Below are 15,790 nucleotides of genomic sequence, written 5' to 3' on the forward strand. Positions count from 1 at the left end.
GGTTCACCGAGGGCGATGACGACGGAGTCCTCTGGTCGACCGGGGGTGCCAACGGCGAGCGTGCGGCCTTGACCAGCGTCGGAACGAACGGCGACTACGGCTTCCACAGCGACCGCGGCAACGCCGTCTCGGTACAGGGCTGGGGTGCAGGCGCGCATGCCAAGTACTGGCTCGCAGCCCTCTCCACAAAGGGCTTCACAGATCTCACACTGTCCTCGGAGCACAGTGCTTCCGGTTCTGGCCCGAGGGATCTGGCTGTCGAGATGAGCATCGACAAGCAGCACTGGTCTGCAGTGCCCGATACCGCCGTCACGGCACCGACCCACACCTTCGACTGCCCCGACGGATCGTGCCGCCTCCAGGACGTTCCGCTGCCCGCCGCCGCGTCCGACGCCGACGTCCTCTACCTGCGATGGATCATGACCTCGAACGACCCCTCGAACACCGACGAGAACGACACCGTCGGCGGCTTTGGCGACAGCTTCATCCGCAACATCCGAGTCAGCGGTGATCCGCTGAACGACGCCCCGCACGGCTCCTCGACCTTCGATGTGAGGGCGACTCCCGCGGATGCCGCGGTGACTGTGGCTCTGGACGCCGACGCCACCTTGCGTTTCAACAAGGACATCGCGATCTCGGACGACGACTCGATCAGCATCGTCGACGAGGCGGGCGCGCACGTGAAGGGCGTGAAGGCGACCACCCAGGGCGGAATGCTCAGGCTGGCGCACGACCGCTTCGCATACGGCCACCGCTACACGGTGACTGTGCCCGCGGGAGCGATTCGCGGCACCGACGGCGTCGCGACGACGCTCGCCAGCACGTGGAGCTTCAGCACCCTCTCCAAGCGCCCCACCGCCTTCACGATGAACTTCAACGGCGACACGCGCACATCCATGAGCTTCGCGTGGTACACCCCGACCGAGATCACCGACACCGTCGTGGAGGTGGCGCCGGCAGCCGCGCGGCACGGAGACGACTTCCCGAGCAAGGACGTGACCCGGTACAGCGGCCGCAGCGAGACCATCAGCACGTTCGTCACCGAGGCCGATCGCGATGCCAGACGAACCAGCGACTACAGCAGCCACAAGGTGACGGCAGACGGCCTCGCCCCCGGCACGGCCTACGTGTACCGCGTGGGTGACGGCACCACCGAAGGCTGGGGGAGGATCGGCTCCTTCACGACCGACGCCGCCACCGCGAAGCCGTTCCACTTCCTCTTCGGGTCCGACTCCCAGGCATCCGATCTGGGCAGCTTCCTCGAATGGCAGGACACCTTCAAGAAGGCCGTCGACAGGGTCGACGACCCGCGATTCCTGCTTGTCAGCGGAGACCTCGTCGACAACGGCGACCTCGAGGAGCAGTGGCAGTGGATGCTGAACTCCGCAGCCGACCAGTTCGCGACCGTCCCCTACGTCCCCGTGCTCGGCGGGCACGAGGTGGAGGACTCCGGCACCCTGCCGAACAACAACTTCTACAACCACTTCAACGAGCCGAAGGATGCCGCCGGCACCGGCGCTCACGACGGATCCGTCTACTCGTTCGAACACGGCGACGCGCTGTTCATGCAGTTCAACTCGCAGTTCGGCGGCTATCTCGACGACAACGGCGAGGTGGCCCGCATGGACACCGAGTTCGCGACGCAGCTCGACTGGATGCGACGCGAGGTCGCCGAGACCGATGCGCGCTGGAAGTTCGTCGCCCTGCACAAGGGCCCGTACTCGGCCGGCGAGAACGTCTGCTACTGGGAGGCCGACCGCGTCGCGTTCTACGAGAAGATGCTCGTACCCGTGTTCCAGGAGACCGGCGTCGACGTGGTGCTCGAAGCGCACGACCACATGTACATGCGTTCGCACCAGATGCTCGACGGCAGGCCCGTCGACACCATCACCGACGAGAACGGCCAGATCGTCGTGCAGTACGACGTCACAGACCCGGACGGCATCCTCTACCTGATGCCGAACGCTCTCGGCAACAAGTTCTACGAGACGCCCGACGGCTGCGACACGTCGTTCGCGGCGATCAACGCGCAGCCCGAGAAGAAGATGTTCGTCGACTTCGGCGTCACGCACGACAAGCTCACCCTCACCGCATACACGGCGGCCGTCGAGGATGAGAACGGCGATGACGGCCTGCGCGTCTTCGACCACTACACGATCACCCGCACCGACGGCACACCGGCTCCCGTGCACGATGCCGCGGTGTCGGTGTCCGGCGACAGGGCTTCCTTCTCCTGGAGGGCACCCGCAGACTCCCCCGAACCCGTCCGCGGGTACCGCATCTACGAGAAGCACGACCGTGTCGGCGCCAACTGGAGCGCGTACATCCCTGCCGAGCAGGGGCGCAGCGACTACACGTTCGAGCAGTCGCTGTCGGACGACCCCACCGTGCGGTACGAGTTCGTGATCCGCGCGGTCGGGGCGAAGGACAACTCCACCCCGGTCGCTGTGACGCCGGCCCGCACCTCGGAGGACAGCACACCTCCGAGCACGCCCACCGGGCTGTCCGCACGCGCACAATCGCAGTTCCGCGTCGACCTCAGCTGGCTGCCGTCCGTCGACGACACCGATGTGACCGGCTACAAGGTGTACCGCGATGGGAAGCCGGTCACGCGCACGACCGCGTCGACCTTCACGGATGTCGGCCTGAACCCCGGTACGACCTACGAGTACTCGGTGAGTGCATACGACGCGGCCGGGAACGAGTCCGAACGCAGCGTGCCGCTTCAAGCATCCACTCCGTTGAACCCAACGGGGCCGAACCCGCAGCGGCCGTTCGGTCAGCACACCGGCTATGCGCCGGGCACCCTGCGCCCGAGCATCTCCCAGGCGCAGATGGACTCCACGGTCGCCGGTCTCTACGACGCGTGGAAGGGCGCCTATCTCACGCAGAACCCCTACGAGGACGATCAGTACTACGTCTATTACAACGGCAACGGCGAGGCCGGTGAGGACGCCCCGGACGCCGTCACCACGTCGGAGTCGAACGGCTACGGCATGCTCATCACCGCCATCATGGCGGGCCATGACCCCCGGGCGAAGGTCTACTTCGACGGGTTGCTGCGATTCAGGAAGGCGCACCCGAGCAGCATGGACCCCGGCCTGATGGCCTGGCAGCAGCGCGACGACGGCACCGCCATCGTCGACTCGCTCGAGTACGACGAGGAAGGCAACGCCTACGGCAACGATGCGGCGACCGACGGCGATCTCGACATGGCCTACGCCCTGCTCCTTGCCGACCGGCAATGGGGCAGCGGCGGCGACTTCGACTACCTGGGCGACGCGCGCGACATGATGAAGTCGCTGATGAACAGCGGCATCCATCCGTCTCAGAACATCGTCCTGCTCGGTGACTGGACCAGCGATGAGCCGGTCTACGGCCGAGGCACCCGCACCTCGGACTTCATGATCCAGCACTTCAAGGACTTCGCCGTCGCATCGGGCAGCCCGCGCTGGAACGCCGTCGCCGACAGCACTCAGAAGGTCAGCCGGCAGCTGTTCGAGGACTACAGCCCGAACACGGGGCTCCTGCCCGACTTCGCGTTCCAGGAGGGTGACGGCTACCGGCCCGCCGACCCCGACTTCCTGGAGAGCGAGTTCGACGGCGCATACAACTGGAACGCGAGCCGCGTGCCGTGGCGGCTGGGGACCGACTACCTGCTGACCGGCGATGACCGCACGAAGGATCAGCTGGCCACGATGAACAAGTGGATCCGCACTGCGACCGGGGGCGACCCGACGCAGATCGCCCAGGGCTACACCCTGGACGGCAAAGCGCTCGACGAGCCCACGGATCTCGCATTCTCGGCACCGTTCACGATCAGCGCCATGGTCGAGGGCGGCGATCAGGGCTGGCTCGACGCACTGTGGTCCGCGAACACGGCGGAGCCGGTGACGAGCTACTTCGGCGACAGCGTCCGGATGCTGTCCCTGATCGTGGCATCCGGCAACTGGTGGTCGCCGACGGGCCTCGGCGTCCCGCAGGACGTCGTCGTTCCCGACGCGCCCTCCGGACTGACCGCGACCGCTACCGGCGCCGATTCCGTCCGTTTGAACTGGAACGCCGCACCCGGCGCACTCCACACTGTCATGGCCGCTCGGGGCACCGTGCTCGGCTACCGCGTGTACCGAGACGGTCATGCGATCGCCAGCGTGGCGGACGGGACGACGTTCGTCGACACCGGGCTCCGGCCGGACACGAAGTACACGTACCAGGTGACTGCGATAGACCACGTCGGCCAGGAGTCTGCCCCGAGCGCATCGGTATCGGTCACGACGAACGCGGATACGACCGGACCGGGCACGCCCGGCACGCCCAGCGATCCCGGCGATCCCGGCAAGCACGGTGCGGACAGCAGCCTCGCCGGAACCGGCGCGGAGCTGCCGCTGGGGGTCGCCCTCGTCGGTGCGCTGCTCCTGGTGCTCGGCGGCGGGTTCTCCGTGCTGAGGAGGAGGCCTCATCCGACCGCGCCCGGTGCCCGTGTCGGAGGTGACCGGTAAGTTCGCCTGCATGGACCTCCTCCTGATTCCCGGATTCTGGCTCGACTCGGACAGCTGGAAGGATGTGGTGCCCGCTCTGGAGGGTGCCGGGCATCACGTGCATCCGCTCACCATGCCTGGCGTGGGCGTCCCGGCGACCGGCTCGGCCGACATCGGCATGGCCGATTGGGTCGCGGCCGCCGTCGCGCGCATCGACGAACTCGACGGCCCGATTGCGCTGATCGGCCACTCCGGTGGCGGCAACGTCGTCTGGGGCGCGGCGGATGCCCGACCGGATCGCGTCTCACGGGTCGTCTTCGTCGACACCGTGCCGCCGGCGCCGGGCCGGAACGTCGGCGAGTTCGACGTCGTCGACGGCGTGGTGCCGTTCCCCGGCTGGGACTACTTCCCCGACGAGGACGTGTACGACCTCGATGATGCGACCAGGGCCCGTACGGCGCCGTTGACGCTGAGCATCCCGGCGCGGGTTCCGGCCGATCCGATCGAGCTCACCGACGAGCACCGCCATGCCGTGCCCGTCACGCTGCTGATGGGCGGTCTCGATCAGACAGAATTCGAGATGGTGATCAAGGAGTGGGGGCCGTTCGCCGAGGAGTTCGCCGCGATCGAGAACGCCGAAGTGATCAAGCTCGGCAGCGGCCATTGGCCGCAGTTCTCCAAGCCCGACGTCCTCGCTCGGGAGATCGTCACGGCGCTGAGCCGCTGAACGATCACGGCGCTGAGCCGTTCGTGTTTCGCGGGCGGCTCAGTGCCCCATGCCCAGGCCGCCGTCGACGGGGATGACGGCACCGGAGATGTAGCCGGAGTCATCGCCCGCGAGCCACACGACGGCGCTCGCGACCTCGTCGGGCGTGGCGAACCGGCCGGCGGGGATGCTGGCCTTGTACTGCTTCTGGGTCTCCTCGGGCAGCTCGGCCGTCATGTCGGTCTCGATGAAGCCGGGCGCCACGACGTTCGCGGTGATGCCCCGGCCTCCGAGCTCGCGGGTCAGGGAGCGGGCGAAGCCGACCAGCGCGCTCTTCGACGCGGCGTAGTTGGTCTGCCCGGCCGAGCCGTAGAGGCCGACCACGCTGGAGATGAGGATGACGCGGCCGAACCGGGCGCGCAGCATGCCCTTCGAGGCGCGCTTGACGACGCGGAACGAGCCGCCGAGGTTCGTCGACACGACGCTGTCGAAGTCCTCCTCGCTCATGCGCATGAGCAGGGTGTCCTTGGTGATGCCGGCGTTCGCGACCACGACCTCCACAGGGCCGAGCTTCTGCTCCACCTCGGTGAATGCGGCGTCGACGGCTGCGGCATCCGTGACATCCGCACGCACGGTGAGCGTGCCCTCCGGGCCCTCGCCGCTTCGCGCGGTCACGGCGACGCGGTATCCGTCGCGGACGAAGCGCTCGGCGATGGCGCGGCCGATGCCGCGGTTTCCGCCGGTGACGAGGACGACGCGGTCCGTGCTCATGGGTGGCTCCTGCCTGTCGGGATGAACGCAGGCCATCCTATCGAGCCGCGGTGCTGCTCTCCGGCCTTCCGGACCCGCGCGCGGGCATCCGGCGCGCCCCGCGCGGCGTAGGCTTGAGTCACCGTGAAAAGCACCCGACACACCCCCTCCGTCACCTCGCTCCCGGAGGCTCCGCAGGACGAGGCGAAGCGTCGCGTGCGCCATTACGCGATCACCATGGGCATCCGCACGGCGTGCTTCATCCTCATGGCGGTCGTCCAGCCGATCGGGTGGTGGACGTTCGTGTTCGCGGCGGGGGCGATCTTCCTCCCCTACATCGCCGTGGTCGCCGCGAACGCCGGCGCCGACAGCACCCCGACGACCGTCGAGTCGCCCGTGTTGGAGCTCGAGGCGGATGCACCCGAGACCGCGGTCGACAAGACGCCGAAGGTCATCACGATCCACGAGAGCGGCCGTCCGACTCCGCCTCGGGACGACGCATCGTGACAGCGCAGTTCGAGTGCGCACGCGCGGACTGCCGCGCCGCGGCGACTCATCACATCGTCTGGCGCAATCCGCGGATCCACAGCGAGGACCGTCGCAAGATCTGGCTGGCGTGCGATGAGCACGTGGGCTTCCTCAGCGACTATCTGCGCACGCGGGACTTCCCGGTCGAGGTCTTCGAAGGGCTCCCGGAGTGAGGCAGCGGCTGCTGCGCTGGAGCGGCTACCTGGTCGTCGCGATCCTGTTCGCGATCGCGTGCGCGTTCCTGTCCAACTGGCAGTTCAGCCGCAACGACCAGAAGGCGACCGAGATCGCGCTGGTGGAGCGCAATTACGACGCGAAGCCCGTGGCCCTCGACGACGTGGTCGACGCCGAGGGCCGGCTGGACGCGCAGCGCGAGTGGCATCCGGTCCAGCTGCGCGGCGAGTACCTCGCGGATCAGCAGCTGTACGTGCGCAACCGCCCGCACGGCGGCACGAGCGCGTTCGAGGTGCTGGTGCCGTTCCGCCAGGAGGACGGTCGCGTGCTGCTCATCGACCGCGGCTGGGTGCCTCCCCGTGAGGACAGCTCCCCCGCATCCACGCCTGCTCCGCCGGCCGGCACCGTCACGGTGGTCGTGCGGATGCAGCCCGGGGAGCAGCTGCCGGCTTCCGGTCGCAGCGCTCCGAAGGGACAGGTCCCCACGATCAGCCTTCCGGCCATCGCCGAGCAGGTGAACCCCGACCTCATCACCGGAGGCTACGGACTGCTGGCATCCGAGAAGCCCGCGCCCTCGAAGGCGCTCGGCGGCTTCGACAAGCCCGCCGAGGATCCCGGCCCGCACCTCTCCTACGCGATCCAGTGGATCCTGTTCGCGGTGATGGGATTCATCTTCATCGGCTACGTGATCCGGACCGAGAGGATCAAGGCCAAGGAGGAGGCCGGCGAGCGAGCGCCTCGTCCGCCGCGTCGCCGTCGCGACCGCGACGCCGACGACGAGGATGCGCTTCTCGACGCCGCAACCCGCTGAGCCTCGCGGGAGCGTGGCGTCGGCCCGCCGGCCGATAACCTGGTGGGATGCCCCGGACGCCCGCATCGCGCCTCGCCGATGCTCTCCGCGACGCGGACCTCGGACTGCGACGCGGAGTCGTGGATCTCGCACCGGCGTCGGATGCCTGGGCGCGGGCGTTCGCGGGCATCCACGAGGTGCTGGCCGAGACGGCACCGCCATCCGTCGTCGCCATCGAGCACATCGGCTCGACATCCGTGCCGGGACTGGATGCCAAGCCGATCCTGGACGTCGGCATCGCAGTGCATCCCGGCACTCCCCTGGCCTCGCTGGACGGCTGGCTGACCGGCCTGGGGATGCTGCTGCGCGGCGACGCGACCGACGTGCGACCGGATCGGATGTACGGCTACGAGCTGGAGCCCATGATCCGCCTCGCCAACGTGCACGTCGTCGAGGCGGGCTCCGAGGACCTGCGCCGCTACCTCGCCTTCCGCGACCACCTGCGCGCGCACCCCGCCGACCGCGACGCCTATGGAGCGCTCAAGCACGCCCTGGCCGGCCGGCATCCCGACGACCGTCTCGCCTACATCGACGGCAAGGCCGACTTCATCACCACCCGCCGCGGCGACTGATGTGCCGGGCCCCGACGGTCACCCGGCAGAGCTGCGGAGATCTGCACGATCGCGGATGGTCAGGCTCTGATGCATCCGCGAGGCCCCAGAACTCCGCAGATTCACTTGTTGCCACAATGCGATCAAGCGGTCCGGCTGTCCACAGATCGCGCGATCTGGACCATCCCGGCACGGAGCGGGCGGCATCCTGGCGGACATGAACCCCTCGGAACGCGCGCAGCGCGCGGCGCTCATGACGAAGGCACTCGGCGGCGTCGCTCGCGCACGCACACTGCACGACAACCGCGTCAGCCGACATGACATCGGACTCGCAATCCAGACGCGACAGCTCGTACGCGTGCGGAACGGCTGGGTCGCGACGCCGGACGCCGATCGCATGCTGGTGGATGCCGCGCGCCACGGCGCGGTGCTGACATGCGTGACTCAGGCCAGACGGCTGGGGCTGTGGGTGCATGAGGACGACTCCTGCCCCCACTGGGGTGCAGATCCCCGTGGGCACGGCGGCAAGCCTCAGGACGTGCACGTGCATTGGGCAAGGCCGCTGATTCCGCGCCATCCGGACGCTTTGGAAGATCCGATCGAGAATGTCCTCGCAATGGTCGCGGACTGCGAACCCCACGAGCGAGCGATGGCGACATGGGAGTCCGCTCTGAACAAGAGGCTCGTGAAGTGGGAGGTGCTCAAGCTCCTTCCCTTCAAGCGCGCGGCGCGCAGGCTGCTCGCGGAGGTGACGCCGTTCGCGGACTCCGGCCTGGAGACCTACCTCCGGGAACGACTTGCGTGGCTCGGGCTCCGGTTGACGTTCCAGATCTGGATCGCCGAACATCGCGTGGACCTGTTGATCGGCGACCGCCTGGTGCTGCAGGTAGATGGCGCGACACACACCGGGGCGCAGCGAGACGAGGACATCCGTCACGACGCCGAGCTGCGTCTCATGGGCTATCACGTGATCCGCGTCGGCTACCGCCAGGTCATGGAGCGGTGGCACATCGTGCAGGACCTGATCATGCGCGCCGTGGCTCAGGGTCTGCACCTTGCGCGATGATGACGCCGCAGAGCAGCGGAGATCAGTAGGACTGCGGACAGAATCAGCCGAACACATCCGCGATCACGCAGATCTCCGCCGGATTGCCGAGGCGGGCCCGACGGCCCCGGCAGCTCACGCGAGCTCGATGAGCTCCTGGTACTCGCGGCTCCAGATGTCCTCGACGCCGTCGGGCAGGATCAGCACGCGCTCGGGGTTCAGCGACTCCACGGCGCCGGGGTCGTGCGAGACGAGCACGACGGCGCCCTCGTAGTGCGCCAGCGCCCCGAGGATCTCCTCACGGGAGGCGGGATCGAGGTTGTTGGTGGGCTCGTCGAGCAGCAGCATGTTCGCCGACGACACGACCAGGGTCGCCAGCGAGAGCCGTGTCTTCTCACCGCCCGAGAGCACGCCCGCGGGCTTGAGCACATCGTCGCCGGTGAACAGGAACGAGCCCAGCACCTTGCGGGCCTCGGTCTCGTTGATGTCGGGCGCGGCCGACATCATGTTCTCCAGCACGGAGCGCTTCACGTCGAGGTTCTCGTGCTCCTGCGCGTAGTAGCCGATCTTGAGTCCGTGCCCTGGCTCCAGCTGACCGGTGTCCGGCTGGTCCACCCCGGCGAGGATGCGCAGCAGAGTCGTCTTGCCCGCGCCGTTCAGCCCCAGCACGACCACCTTGGACCCGCGGTCGATCGCGAGGTCGACATCCGTGAAGATCTCCAGCGAGCCGTACGACTTCGACAGTCCGGATGCCATCAGCGGGGTCTTGCCGCAGGGCGCCGGCTTCGGGAACCGCAGCTTGGCCACGCGGTCGACCTGGCGCACGTCGTCCAGACCCGCCAGCAGCTTCTCGGCGCGCGCGACCATCTGGTGCGCCGCGGCGGCCTTCGACGCCTTGGCGCCGAACCGCGCGGCCTGCAGCTGCAGCTGGGTGGCCTTCTTCTCGGCGTTGGCGCGCTCCTTCTTGCGGCGCTCCTCGTCGGCCACGCGCTGGCGCTGGTAGTGCTTCCAGCCCATGTTGTAGATGTCGATCACCTGGCGGTTCGCGTCCAGGTAGAAGACCCGGTTGACGGTCTCGCCGACGAGCTCGACATCGTGGCTGATCACGATCAGGCCGCCCTTGTAGCCCTTCAGGAACTCGCGCAGCCACACGACGCTGTCCGCGTCGAGGTGGTTGGTCGGCTCGTCGAGGATCATGGTGCCGGCGTCGGAGAACAGGATGCGGGCGAGCTCGATGCGGCGCCGCTGACCGCCGGAGAGGGTCTTCAGGGGCTGGTCGAGGATGCGGTCGGGCAGGGAGAGGTTGTTGGCGATGGACGCCGCCTCCGCCTCGGCCGCGTAGCCGCCGAGCGCCTCGAAGCGCTCGGTGAGGTTCGCGAACTTGCGCATGGCGCGCTCGGCGATCTTCGGATCCTCGGATGCCATGTCGTGCGAGGCCTGCGAGATGCCCAGCTGCAGCGTGCCCAGGCCGCGCGCGTCCAGGATGCGCGTGCGCGCCAGCATCTCCGGGTCGCCCGAGCGCGGGTCCTGCGGCAGGTAGCCGAGCTCGCCGGAGGTGGTGACCTTGCCCTCCGAGGGAAGCACGTCTCCCGCGAGCACCTTGGTCAGTGTGGTCTTCCCGGCGCCGTTGCGGCCCACGAGGCCGATCTTGTCGCCGTCGGAGACGCGGAAGGACACATCCGACATGAGCACGCGTGCGCCCACGCGGATCTCGAGGTCATGCACGGCGAGCACAGCGGGTATCCGTTCGTAGAAAGGGGGTGTCGGCCGATGGGCCAGCCTCCCAGTATAGTTCGCGCCCCGGCACGATCCCCCTCCGAGGTATGACGCGGACGATACTCCAGAGGGATGCGCCCGCTCGGCGCGCCTTCGTAGCGTCGTCGGGTGGACATGATCACCGACCTCATCCTGCAGGCTGTCGCGTCGCCGTGGATCGCCCTGATCCTCTTCGCGGTGGCGGCGATCGACGGCTTCTTCCCGCCGGTGCCGAGCGAGACGGTGCTCGTCGCAGCCGCCGCCGTGGCCGGCACGACGGGAAGCGCGAACGTCCTGCTGCTGTGCGCGGCGGGGGCGCTGGGCGCGATGGTCGGGGACAACATCGCCTACGGCATCGGCCGCGCGGGGGGCACCGACCGCTTCCGCTGGATGCGACGGCCCCGCGTCGCAACGTCGTTCGAGCTCGCGCGGCGCACGCTGCCCCGGGGCGGCGCAGGACTGATCCTCGGCGCACGCTACATCCCGGTCGGCCGGGTGGCCGTGAACATGACCGCCGGCGCCGTGGGGTATCCGTGGCGTCGCTTCCTCCTGCTGTCCGCCGTCGGCGGCGCGCTCTGGGCGGCATACAGCGTGGCGATCGGGCTTCTGGCCGGGCAGTGGCTGAAGGGACAGCCGCTGCTCAGCGCGGTGATCGGGGTGATCGCCGCCCTCGCGATCGGCATCGTCGTCGACCGGGTCGCGGCCAGGCGCCGCAGGCGGGCGGCCGGACCGCAGATCGCGCAGAGCGCGGATGCCGCTGCCGAACGGTGCGCCCCGGTGATGGGAGGATGACGGACATGAGCGCCGCCCGTGAACGGCCCTCCCGGCGCATCGTCGCCCTGTGGGCTCTCGTGGTCGCGCTCTACGCGACGCTCGTCCCCATCCATATAGCGCTGTACGGGGTCGCAGTGCCCGCCGCGTTCCTGCTCGGCGCCGGCGTGTGCGCTGCGCCGGCCATCGCCGTGCACCGTCCGCGCTCCGCGCTGGCTCTGTTCCTCGTCACCGCGTTCGTGCTGCCGCTCACCGTCTCCCCGGCGCGCGCGTCGTTCGCACCGTGGCCGTGGTCGGTGCCCGCGCTCATCGCCTTCGTCCTGCTCGTGGTGATCCTCGCGGTGCTGCACGGCTGGCGCCTCTCCCTCATCGCGCTGCTGCTCGGGATGATGGCCTCCCTCACCGCGCCGCTGCTGATGCCGGGTGTCACCTCGGCCGACGCGACCGGCGCGGACCTGATCGTGACCGCCTCGATCGCCGCCGGCGCCCTGCTCGTCGGCGTGCTCCTCGCCGGGCGGCTGAGGCTCGGTGCGGAGCTCTCCAGGGAGCGGGAGCACGTCGCGCTGGAGCAGTCCCGCCGTGAGCTCGCCGAGGAGCGGACCCGTATCGCGCGAGAGCTCCACGACGTCGTGGCGCACAGCATGTCGCTCATCCAGGTGCAGGCGTCGACCGCGCGCTACCGCGCCCCCGATCTGCCGGACGAAGCGGTCGCGGAGTTCGAGTCGATCGCCGCGTCCGCCCGTGGAGCGCTCGGCGAGATGCGCCGCATCCTCGGAGTCCTGCGCACGGAGGATCACACCGCGGAGCTCGCACCTCAGCGCGGAGTCGACGACATCCCGGCCCTCGTGGAGACGACCAGACGCGCGGGAGCCGCCGTGGAGCTGACGGAGGACGTCGACGGCGACGTCGCCGTGGCCGCGCAGATCGCGGTCTACCGCATCGTGCAGGAGTCGCTCAGCAACGCGCTCCGCCACGCGCCGGGCTCGGCTGTCGTCGTCTCGGTCTCGACCGGCGCCGAGGACGTCTCCGTGCTCGTGCGCAACGCACCCGCAGCTCCGCCTTCGTCGGCATCCGGCGGGCACGGGCTGCGCGGGATGACCGAGCGCGCGGCCCTGCTCGGCGGAGAGCTGCGTGCCGGCGTCGACGGCAACGGCTGGCTCGTCAGCGCCCGCATCCCCCGCCACCCCGCCGACGCTCCGGAAGGAACACCGTGACGATCGAGGTCCTCATCGCCGACGACCAGGCCATGGTGCGCGCCGGCTTCGCCGCGCTCCTGGACGCCCATGACGGCATCCGCGTCACCGGCCAGGCCGCCGACGGCCTGGAGGCCGTTGCGCTGTCGGCCAGGCTCGACCCGGACGTGATCCTGATGGATGTCCGGATGCCGGGCCTCGACGGCATCGAGGCGACCAGGCGCATCCTCGGTCCCTCGTACCCGGCGGCCAAAGTGCCTCGCATCCTGATGCTCACCACCTTCGACATCGACGACTACGTGTACGACGCCCTCGAGGCGGGCGCGAGCGGGTTCCTGCTCAAGGACGCGCTGCCGGACGAGCTCGTGCACGCCGTACGGGTGATCGCCGACGGCGATGCGCTGCTCTCGCCACGGGTGACGCGCAGGATGATCGCGCACTTCTCGACGCGCCGGCCCCGCGCACCGCAGTCCCGGACCGCGCTGAACGATCTCACCGAGCGCGAGCTCGAAGTGCTCACGCTGATCGGGCGAGGGCGCTCCAACCACGAGATCGGTGCGGAGCTGTTCATCGCGGAGCAGACGGTCAAGACCCACGTCGGCAAGGTGTTCGCCAAGCTCGGCCTCCGCGACCGGGTGCACGCGGTGATCCTCGCCTATGACGCGGGTCTGGTCGAGCCCGCCTCCTGATCGCGACCGGGGACGGCACCACGGTATGAGACACGTCGACCCCGTGGGGTGATGAGGCCGCGGGCACCGCGTCCATACTGTCCGTGGCATGACCTCGCCGCACAGCATCCGCCTCCCCGATCCCACCCGCGACTCCGCCGTCGACCTCGTCCGAGCCGGATGCGTGATCGCCGTGATCCTGCTGCACTCGCTGATGGTCGGCGTCACCGTCACCGCGCAGGGTCCGGTGTTCGAGAACGCCGGCGACAGCGGCTGGTGGCTGACGCCGGTCAGCTGGTTGCTGCAGGTGATGCCGCTGTTCTTCGTGATCGGCGGCTTCTCCGGATCCATCGCGCTCCGGCGCGGTCGAGAGCGCGGAGACGACGGCATCCGCTTCGCCGTCGGGCGGCTGCACCGCCTGCTGCGCCCCGCGCTGGTCGCGGTGGCCGTCGTCGGAGTCCTCCTCGCCGTGCTCGAACGGTGCGGTGTGCCCGCCGAACTGGTCGCGACGGCCGGCTACCGCTTCGGCCAGCCGCTGTGGTTCCTGGGCGTCTTCCTGCTCTGCCAGGCGCTGCTGCCGGTGATGCTGCGCCTGCACGACGTCCGCCCCGTCGCCACGGTGTCCGCACTCTCGGGTGCCGCCGTGCTGGTCGATGTGATCCGTGCCGCCACCGGCGCGGACGGTGTGGGCTTCGCCAACCTCGCGTTCGTCTGGCTGGCGCTGCAGCAGGTCGGCTTCTTCCTGGCCGACGGCCGGATCGACGCCCTCGGTCGCCGCACGCGGTCCGTCGTCCTCGCCACGGCGGTCCTGGCACTCATGGGGTCGTTCGTGCTGGGCGTCCACTCCCCCGACCTCATCGCCAACATCAACCCGCCGACCACGGCGCTGCTGCTCGTCGGCATCGCGCACACCGCCGCGTTCTCGCTGCTGCGCACCCGCATCGCGAGCTTCGCCCGGAGGCCGCGCCCGGCAGCGTTCACCGCGTTCCTCTCCCGCCGCACGATGACCGTGTACCTGTGGCACATGCCCGTTCTGCTCGCGATGGCCGGGGTCCTCGCGCTGTGGGCACTGGCCACCGGCTCGTCGCTGCCGGCGCCGGCGAGCCCGGAATGGTGGGCGGGCCGTCCGATCTGGCTGGTGATCGTCTTCACCGCGACGGCCGCGCTCAGCCTCCCGCTCGCGCGCGTCGAGGGGAAGCGGATTCCCCTCGCGAGCCCGGCTCCCGCCGTCATCATCTCAGCCGTCCTGATCGCGCTGGCAGCCGTGCTCCTGCTGCTCGTGCACGGGACCACGCCGCTGACCGCCGTTCTCGCCGTGGCCGGATGGCTGCTGGCGCTGCGGATGGTCCGGCCGGAAGCGCCCCGGATCGCCGGGGCGGCGCAGGAGCACACGGCTGCGACGCTGGTGGCCGCGTGAGCGCCTCGTCGGTGAGAGCTCCCGGGCAGCTCAGTCGAAGTACAGATGGTGGTGCAGCGCACACCCGGGATTGAACCCCGCGCCGCACGCCGGACAGGTCTCGGCGTCGCGGTAGGCGCGGATGGTCATGCTCGTGCCGCACACCCCGCACAGCGCCGCCTCGATCTCCGCGTCGGATGCCGGCCACGCGGTGCGGTCATGCCCGGCCACCTCGTCATGGCAGTGCACGCACGGATACCAGACGCCGCAGCAGTGGAATCGCAGTGCCACGACGTCGAGCGCACCGTGATAGTGCGCGCACCTCGTCCGATGATCGACCAGGGCACCGTGCACGACATGACCGCCCACGTGGATCATACGGCGATCCCCCGCGCCGCCATGGCGTCTCCGACGCCGTCGGCGTGCTTCATGGTGAGCACCAGCAGCGGCAGCACGGCGCGTGGTCCGAGCCGCACGCCTCTGGCCCGCTGCGCGTCGCGCACCTGGGTGGCGAAGCCGGCGATCACCGGGATCATCGCGATCGTCAGTGACAGGGTCAGCGCCACCGCATCCGGATCCGCCCCGAACCGGCGCAACGGCCGCACCAGCGCGCGGAAGACCTCGAGGAGGTCGCCCATCCGTGTCGTGCGGGTCACCAGCTCCGCCAGCAGCAGGAGCGCGACGACCCGGCCCGTGCTCTGCACGGCGTCCGCTGCCGAGGTGAACAGCCACAGCGCGCCGCCCAGCACGACGATCAGCCAGCGCAGCCGCCACCAGGCCTCCCCCAGCGCGCGCAGCGTCACCCCGCCGACCGGGTACAGCGATGAGACGAGCGCCAGCACCACCGCCGTACCGAGGATCCCCGGCCGCAGCAGGGACAGCACCAGCGCCGCAGCCGCCAGCACAGCGAGCTTCGCACCGGCGG

15 protein-coding genes are annotated in these 15,790 nt (G+C 69.6%); 11 read left to right on the forward strand and 4 right to left on the reverse strand.

What is annotated here, in order from left to right:
• Positions 1 to 68 precede the first annotated feature (68 nt).
• Both BGN97_RS13555 and BGN97_RS13560 read left to right on the forward strand, forming a co-directional pair.
• Positions 69 to 4,499, forward strand: coding sequence for a glycosyl hydrolase family 8 (locus BGN97_RS13555; RefSeq protein WP_292702525.1), 4,431 nt, complete (start codon positions 69 to 71; stop codon positions 4,497 to 4,499).
• Between the two features lie 10 nt (positions 4,500 to 4,509).
• Entirely contained in the window at positions 4,510 to 5,205 is a 696-nt protein-coding gene (locus BGN97_RS13560; protein ID WP_292702527.1) for an alpha/beta hydrolase, read from the forward strand.
• A gap of 39 nt (positions 5,206 to 5,244) precedes the next feature.
• On the opposite strand, the gene fabG is transcribed toward BGN97_RS13560, so the two are convergent.
• Positions 5,245 to 5,955 carry a 3-oxoacyl-ACP reductase FabG gene (fabG, locus tag BGN97_RS13565; protein ID WP_292702530.1) on the reverse strand — a complete coding sequence of 237 codons (711 nt, stop codon included), beginning with the start codon at positions 5,953 to 5,955 and terminating at the stop codon, positions 5,245 to 5,247.
• A 123-nt stretch (positions 5,956 to 6,078) separates the two neighbouring features.
• Here fabG and BGN97_RS13570 point away from each other — a divergent pair, with 123 nt between their 5' ends.
• From BGN97_RS13570 to BGN97_RS13590, 5 genes are all read left to right on the forward strand, one after another.
• Positions 6,079 to 6,441 carry a DUF3099 domain-containing protein gene (locus BGN97_RS13570; protein WP_292702533.1) on the forward strand — a complete coding sequence of 121 codons (363 nt, stop codon included), beginning with the start codon at positions 6,079 to 6,081 and terminating at the stop codon, positions 6,439 to 6,441.
• Positions 6,438 to 6,635: a hypothetical protein gene (locus tag BGN97_RS13575; RefSeq protein WP_285630475.1), complete on the forward strand. Its 198-nt coding sequence runs from the start codon at positions 6,438 to 6,440 to the stop codon at positions 6,633 to 6,635. The genes BGN97_RS13570 and BGN97_RS13575 overlap by 4 nt, the downstream gene beginning before the upstream one ends.
• Positions 6,632 to 7,447 (forward strand): SURF1 family protein, encoded by an 816-nt coding sequence (locus tag BGN97_RS13580; protein ID WP_292702538.1) that lies wholly within the window; start codon positions 6,632 to 6,634, stop codon positions 7,445 to 7,447. Before BGN97_RS13575 ends, BGN97_RS13580 begins: the two co-directional genes overlap by 4 nt.
• A 47-nt stretch (positions 7,448 to 7,494) precedes the next feature.
• Positions 7,495 to 8,058, forward strand: a complete 564-nt coding sequence (locus BGN97_RS13585; protein ID WP_292702541.1) for a GrpB family protein — start codon at positions 7,495 to 7,497, stop codon at positions 8,056 to 8,058.
• A 376-nt stretch (positions 8,059 to 8,434) separates the two neighbouring features.
• A complete protein-coding gene (locus BGN97_RS13590; protein ID WP_292702543.1) occupies positions 8,435 to 9,103 on the forward strand; it encodes a DUF559 domain-containing protein in 669 nt (222 codons plus the stop codon).
• Positions 9,104 to 9,217: 114 nt separating this feature from the next.
• Here the strand turns inward: BGN97_RS13590 and BGN97_RS13595 are convergent, their stop codons facing one another.
• Positions 9,218 to 10,816 carry an ABC-F family ATP-binding cassette domain-containing protein gene (locus BGN97_RS13595; RefSeq protein WP_285630470.1) on the reverse strand — a complete coding sequence of 533 codons (1,599 nt, stop codon included), beginning with the start codon at positions 10,814 to 10,816 and terminating at the stop codon, positions 9,218 to 9,220.
• A 156-nt stretch (positions 10,817 to 10,972) separates the two neighbouring features.
• Between BGN97_RS13595 and BGN97_RS13600 the strand changes: the two genes are divergently transcribed.
• From BGN97_RS13600 to BGN97_RS13615, 4 genes are all read left to right on the forward strand, one after another.
• The gene (locus tag BGN97_RS13600) at positions 10,973 to 11,629 is read left to right on the forward strand and encodes a DedA family protein (protein ID WP_363331435.1); all 657 of its coding nucleotides are present in this window, start codon (positions 10,973 to 10,975) and stop codon (positions 11,627 to 11,629) included.
• 5 nt (positions 11,630 to 11,634) lie between these two features.
• A complete protein-coding gene (locus tag BGN97_RS13605) occupies positions 11,635 to 12,822 on the forward strand; it encodes a histidine kinase (RefSeq protein WP_292702550.1) in 1,188 nt (395 codons plus the stop codon).
• The gene (locus BGN97_RS13610) at positions 12,819 to 13,490 is read left to right on the forward strand and encodes a response regulator transcription factor (protein ID WP_292702552.1); all 672 of its coding nucleotides are present in this window, start codon (positions 12,819 to 12,821) and stop codon (positions 13,488 to 13,490) included. The genes BGN97_RS13605 and BGN97_RS13610 overlap by 4 nt, the downstream gene beginning before the upstream one ends.
• 88 nt (positions 13,491 to 13,578) lie before the next feature.
• Complete coding sequence (locus tag BGN97_RS13615; protein WP_292702554.1) at positions 13,579 to 14,886, forward strand: acyltransferase; 1,308 nt, start codon at positions 13,579 to 13,581, stop codon at positions 14,884 to 14,886.
• Between the two features lie 30 nt (positions 14,887 to 14,916).
• Here the strand turns inward: BGN97_RS13615 and BGN97_RS13620 are convergent, their stop codons facing one another.
• A complete protein-coding gene (locus BGN97_RS13620) occupies positions 14,917 to 15,243 on the reverse strand; it encodes a CHY zinc finger protein (RefSeq protein WP_292702556.1) in 327 nt (108 codons plus the stop codon).
• A partial coding sequence (locus tag BGN97_RS13625) for an energy-coupling factor transporter transmembrane component T (RefSeq protein ID WP_292702558.1) occupies positions 15,240 to 15,790 on the reverse strand: 551 nt, incomplete at its 5' end. The genes BGN97_RS13620 and BGN97_RS13625, both read right to left, overlap by 4 nt.

Source organism: Microbacterium sp. 69-10 (assembly GCF_001897945.1).
Lineage (GTDB): Bacteria > Actinomycetota > Actinomycetes > Actinomycetales > Microbacteriaceae > Microbacterium.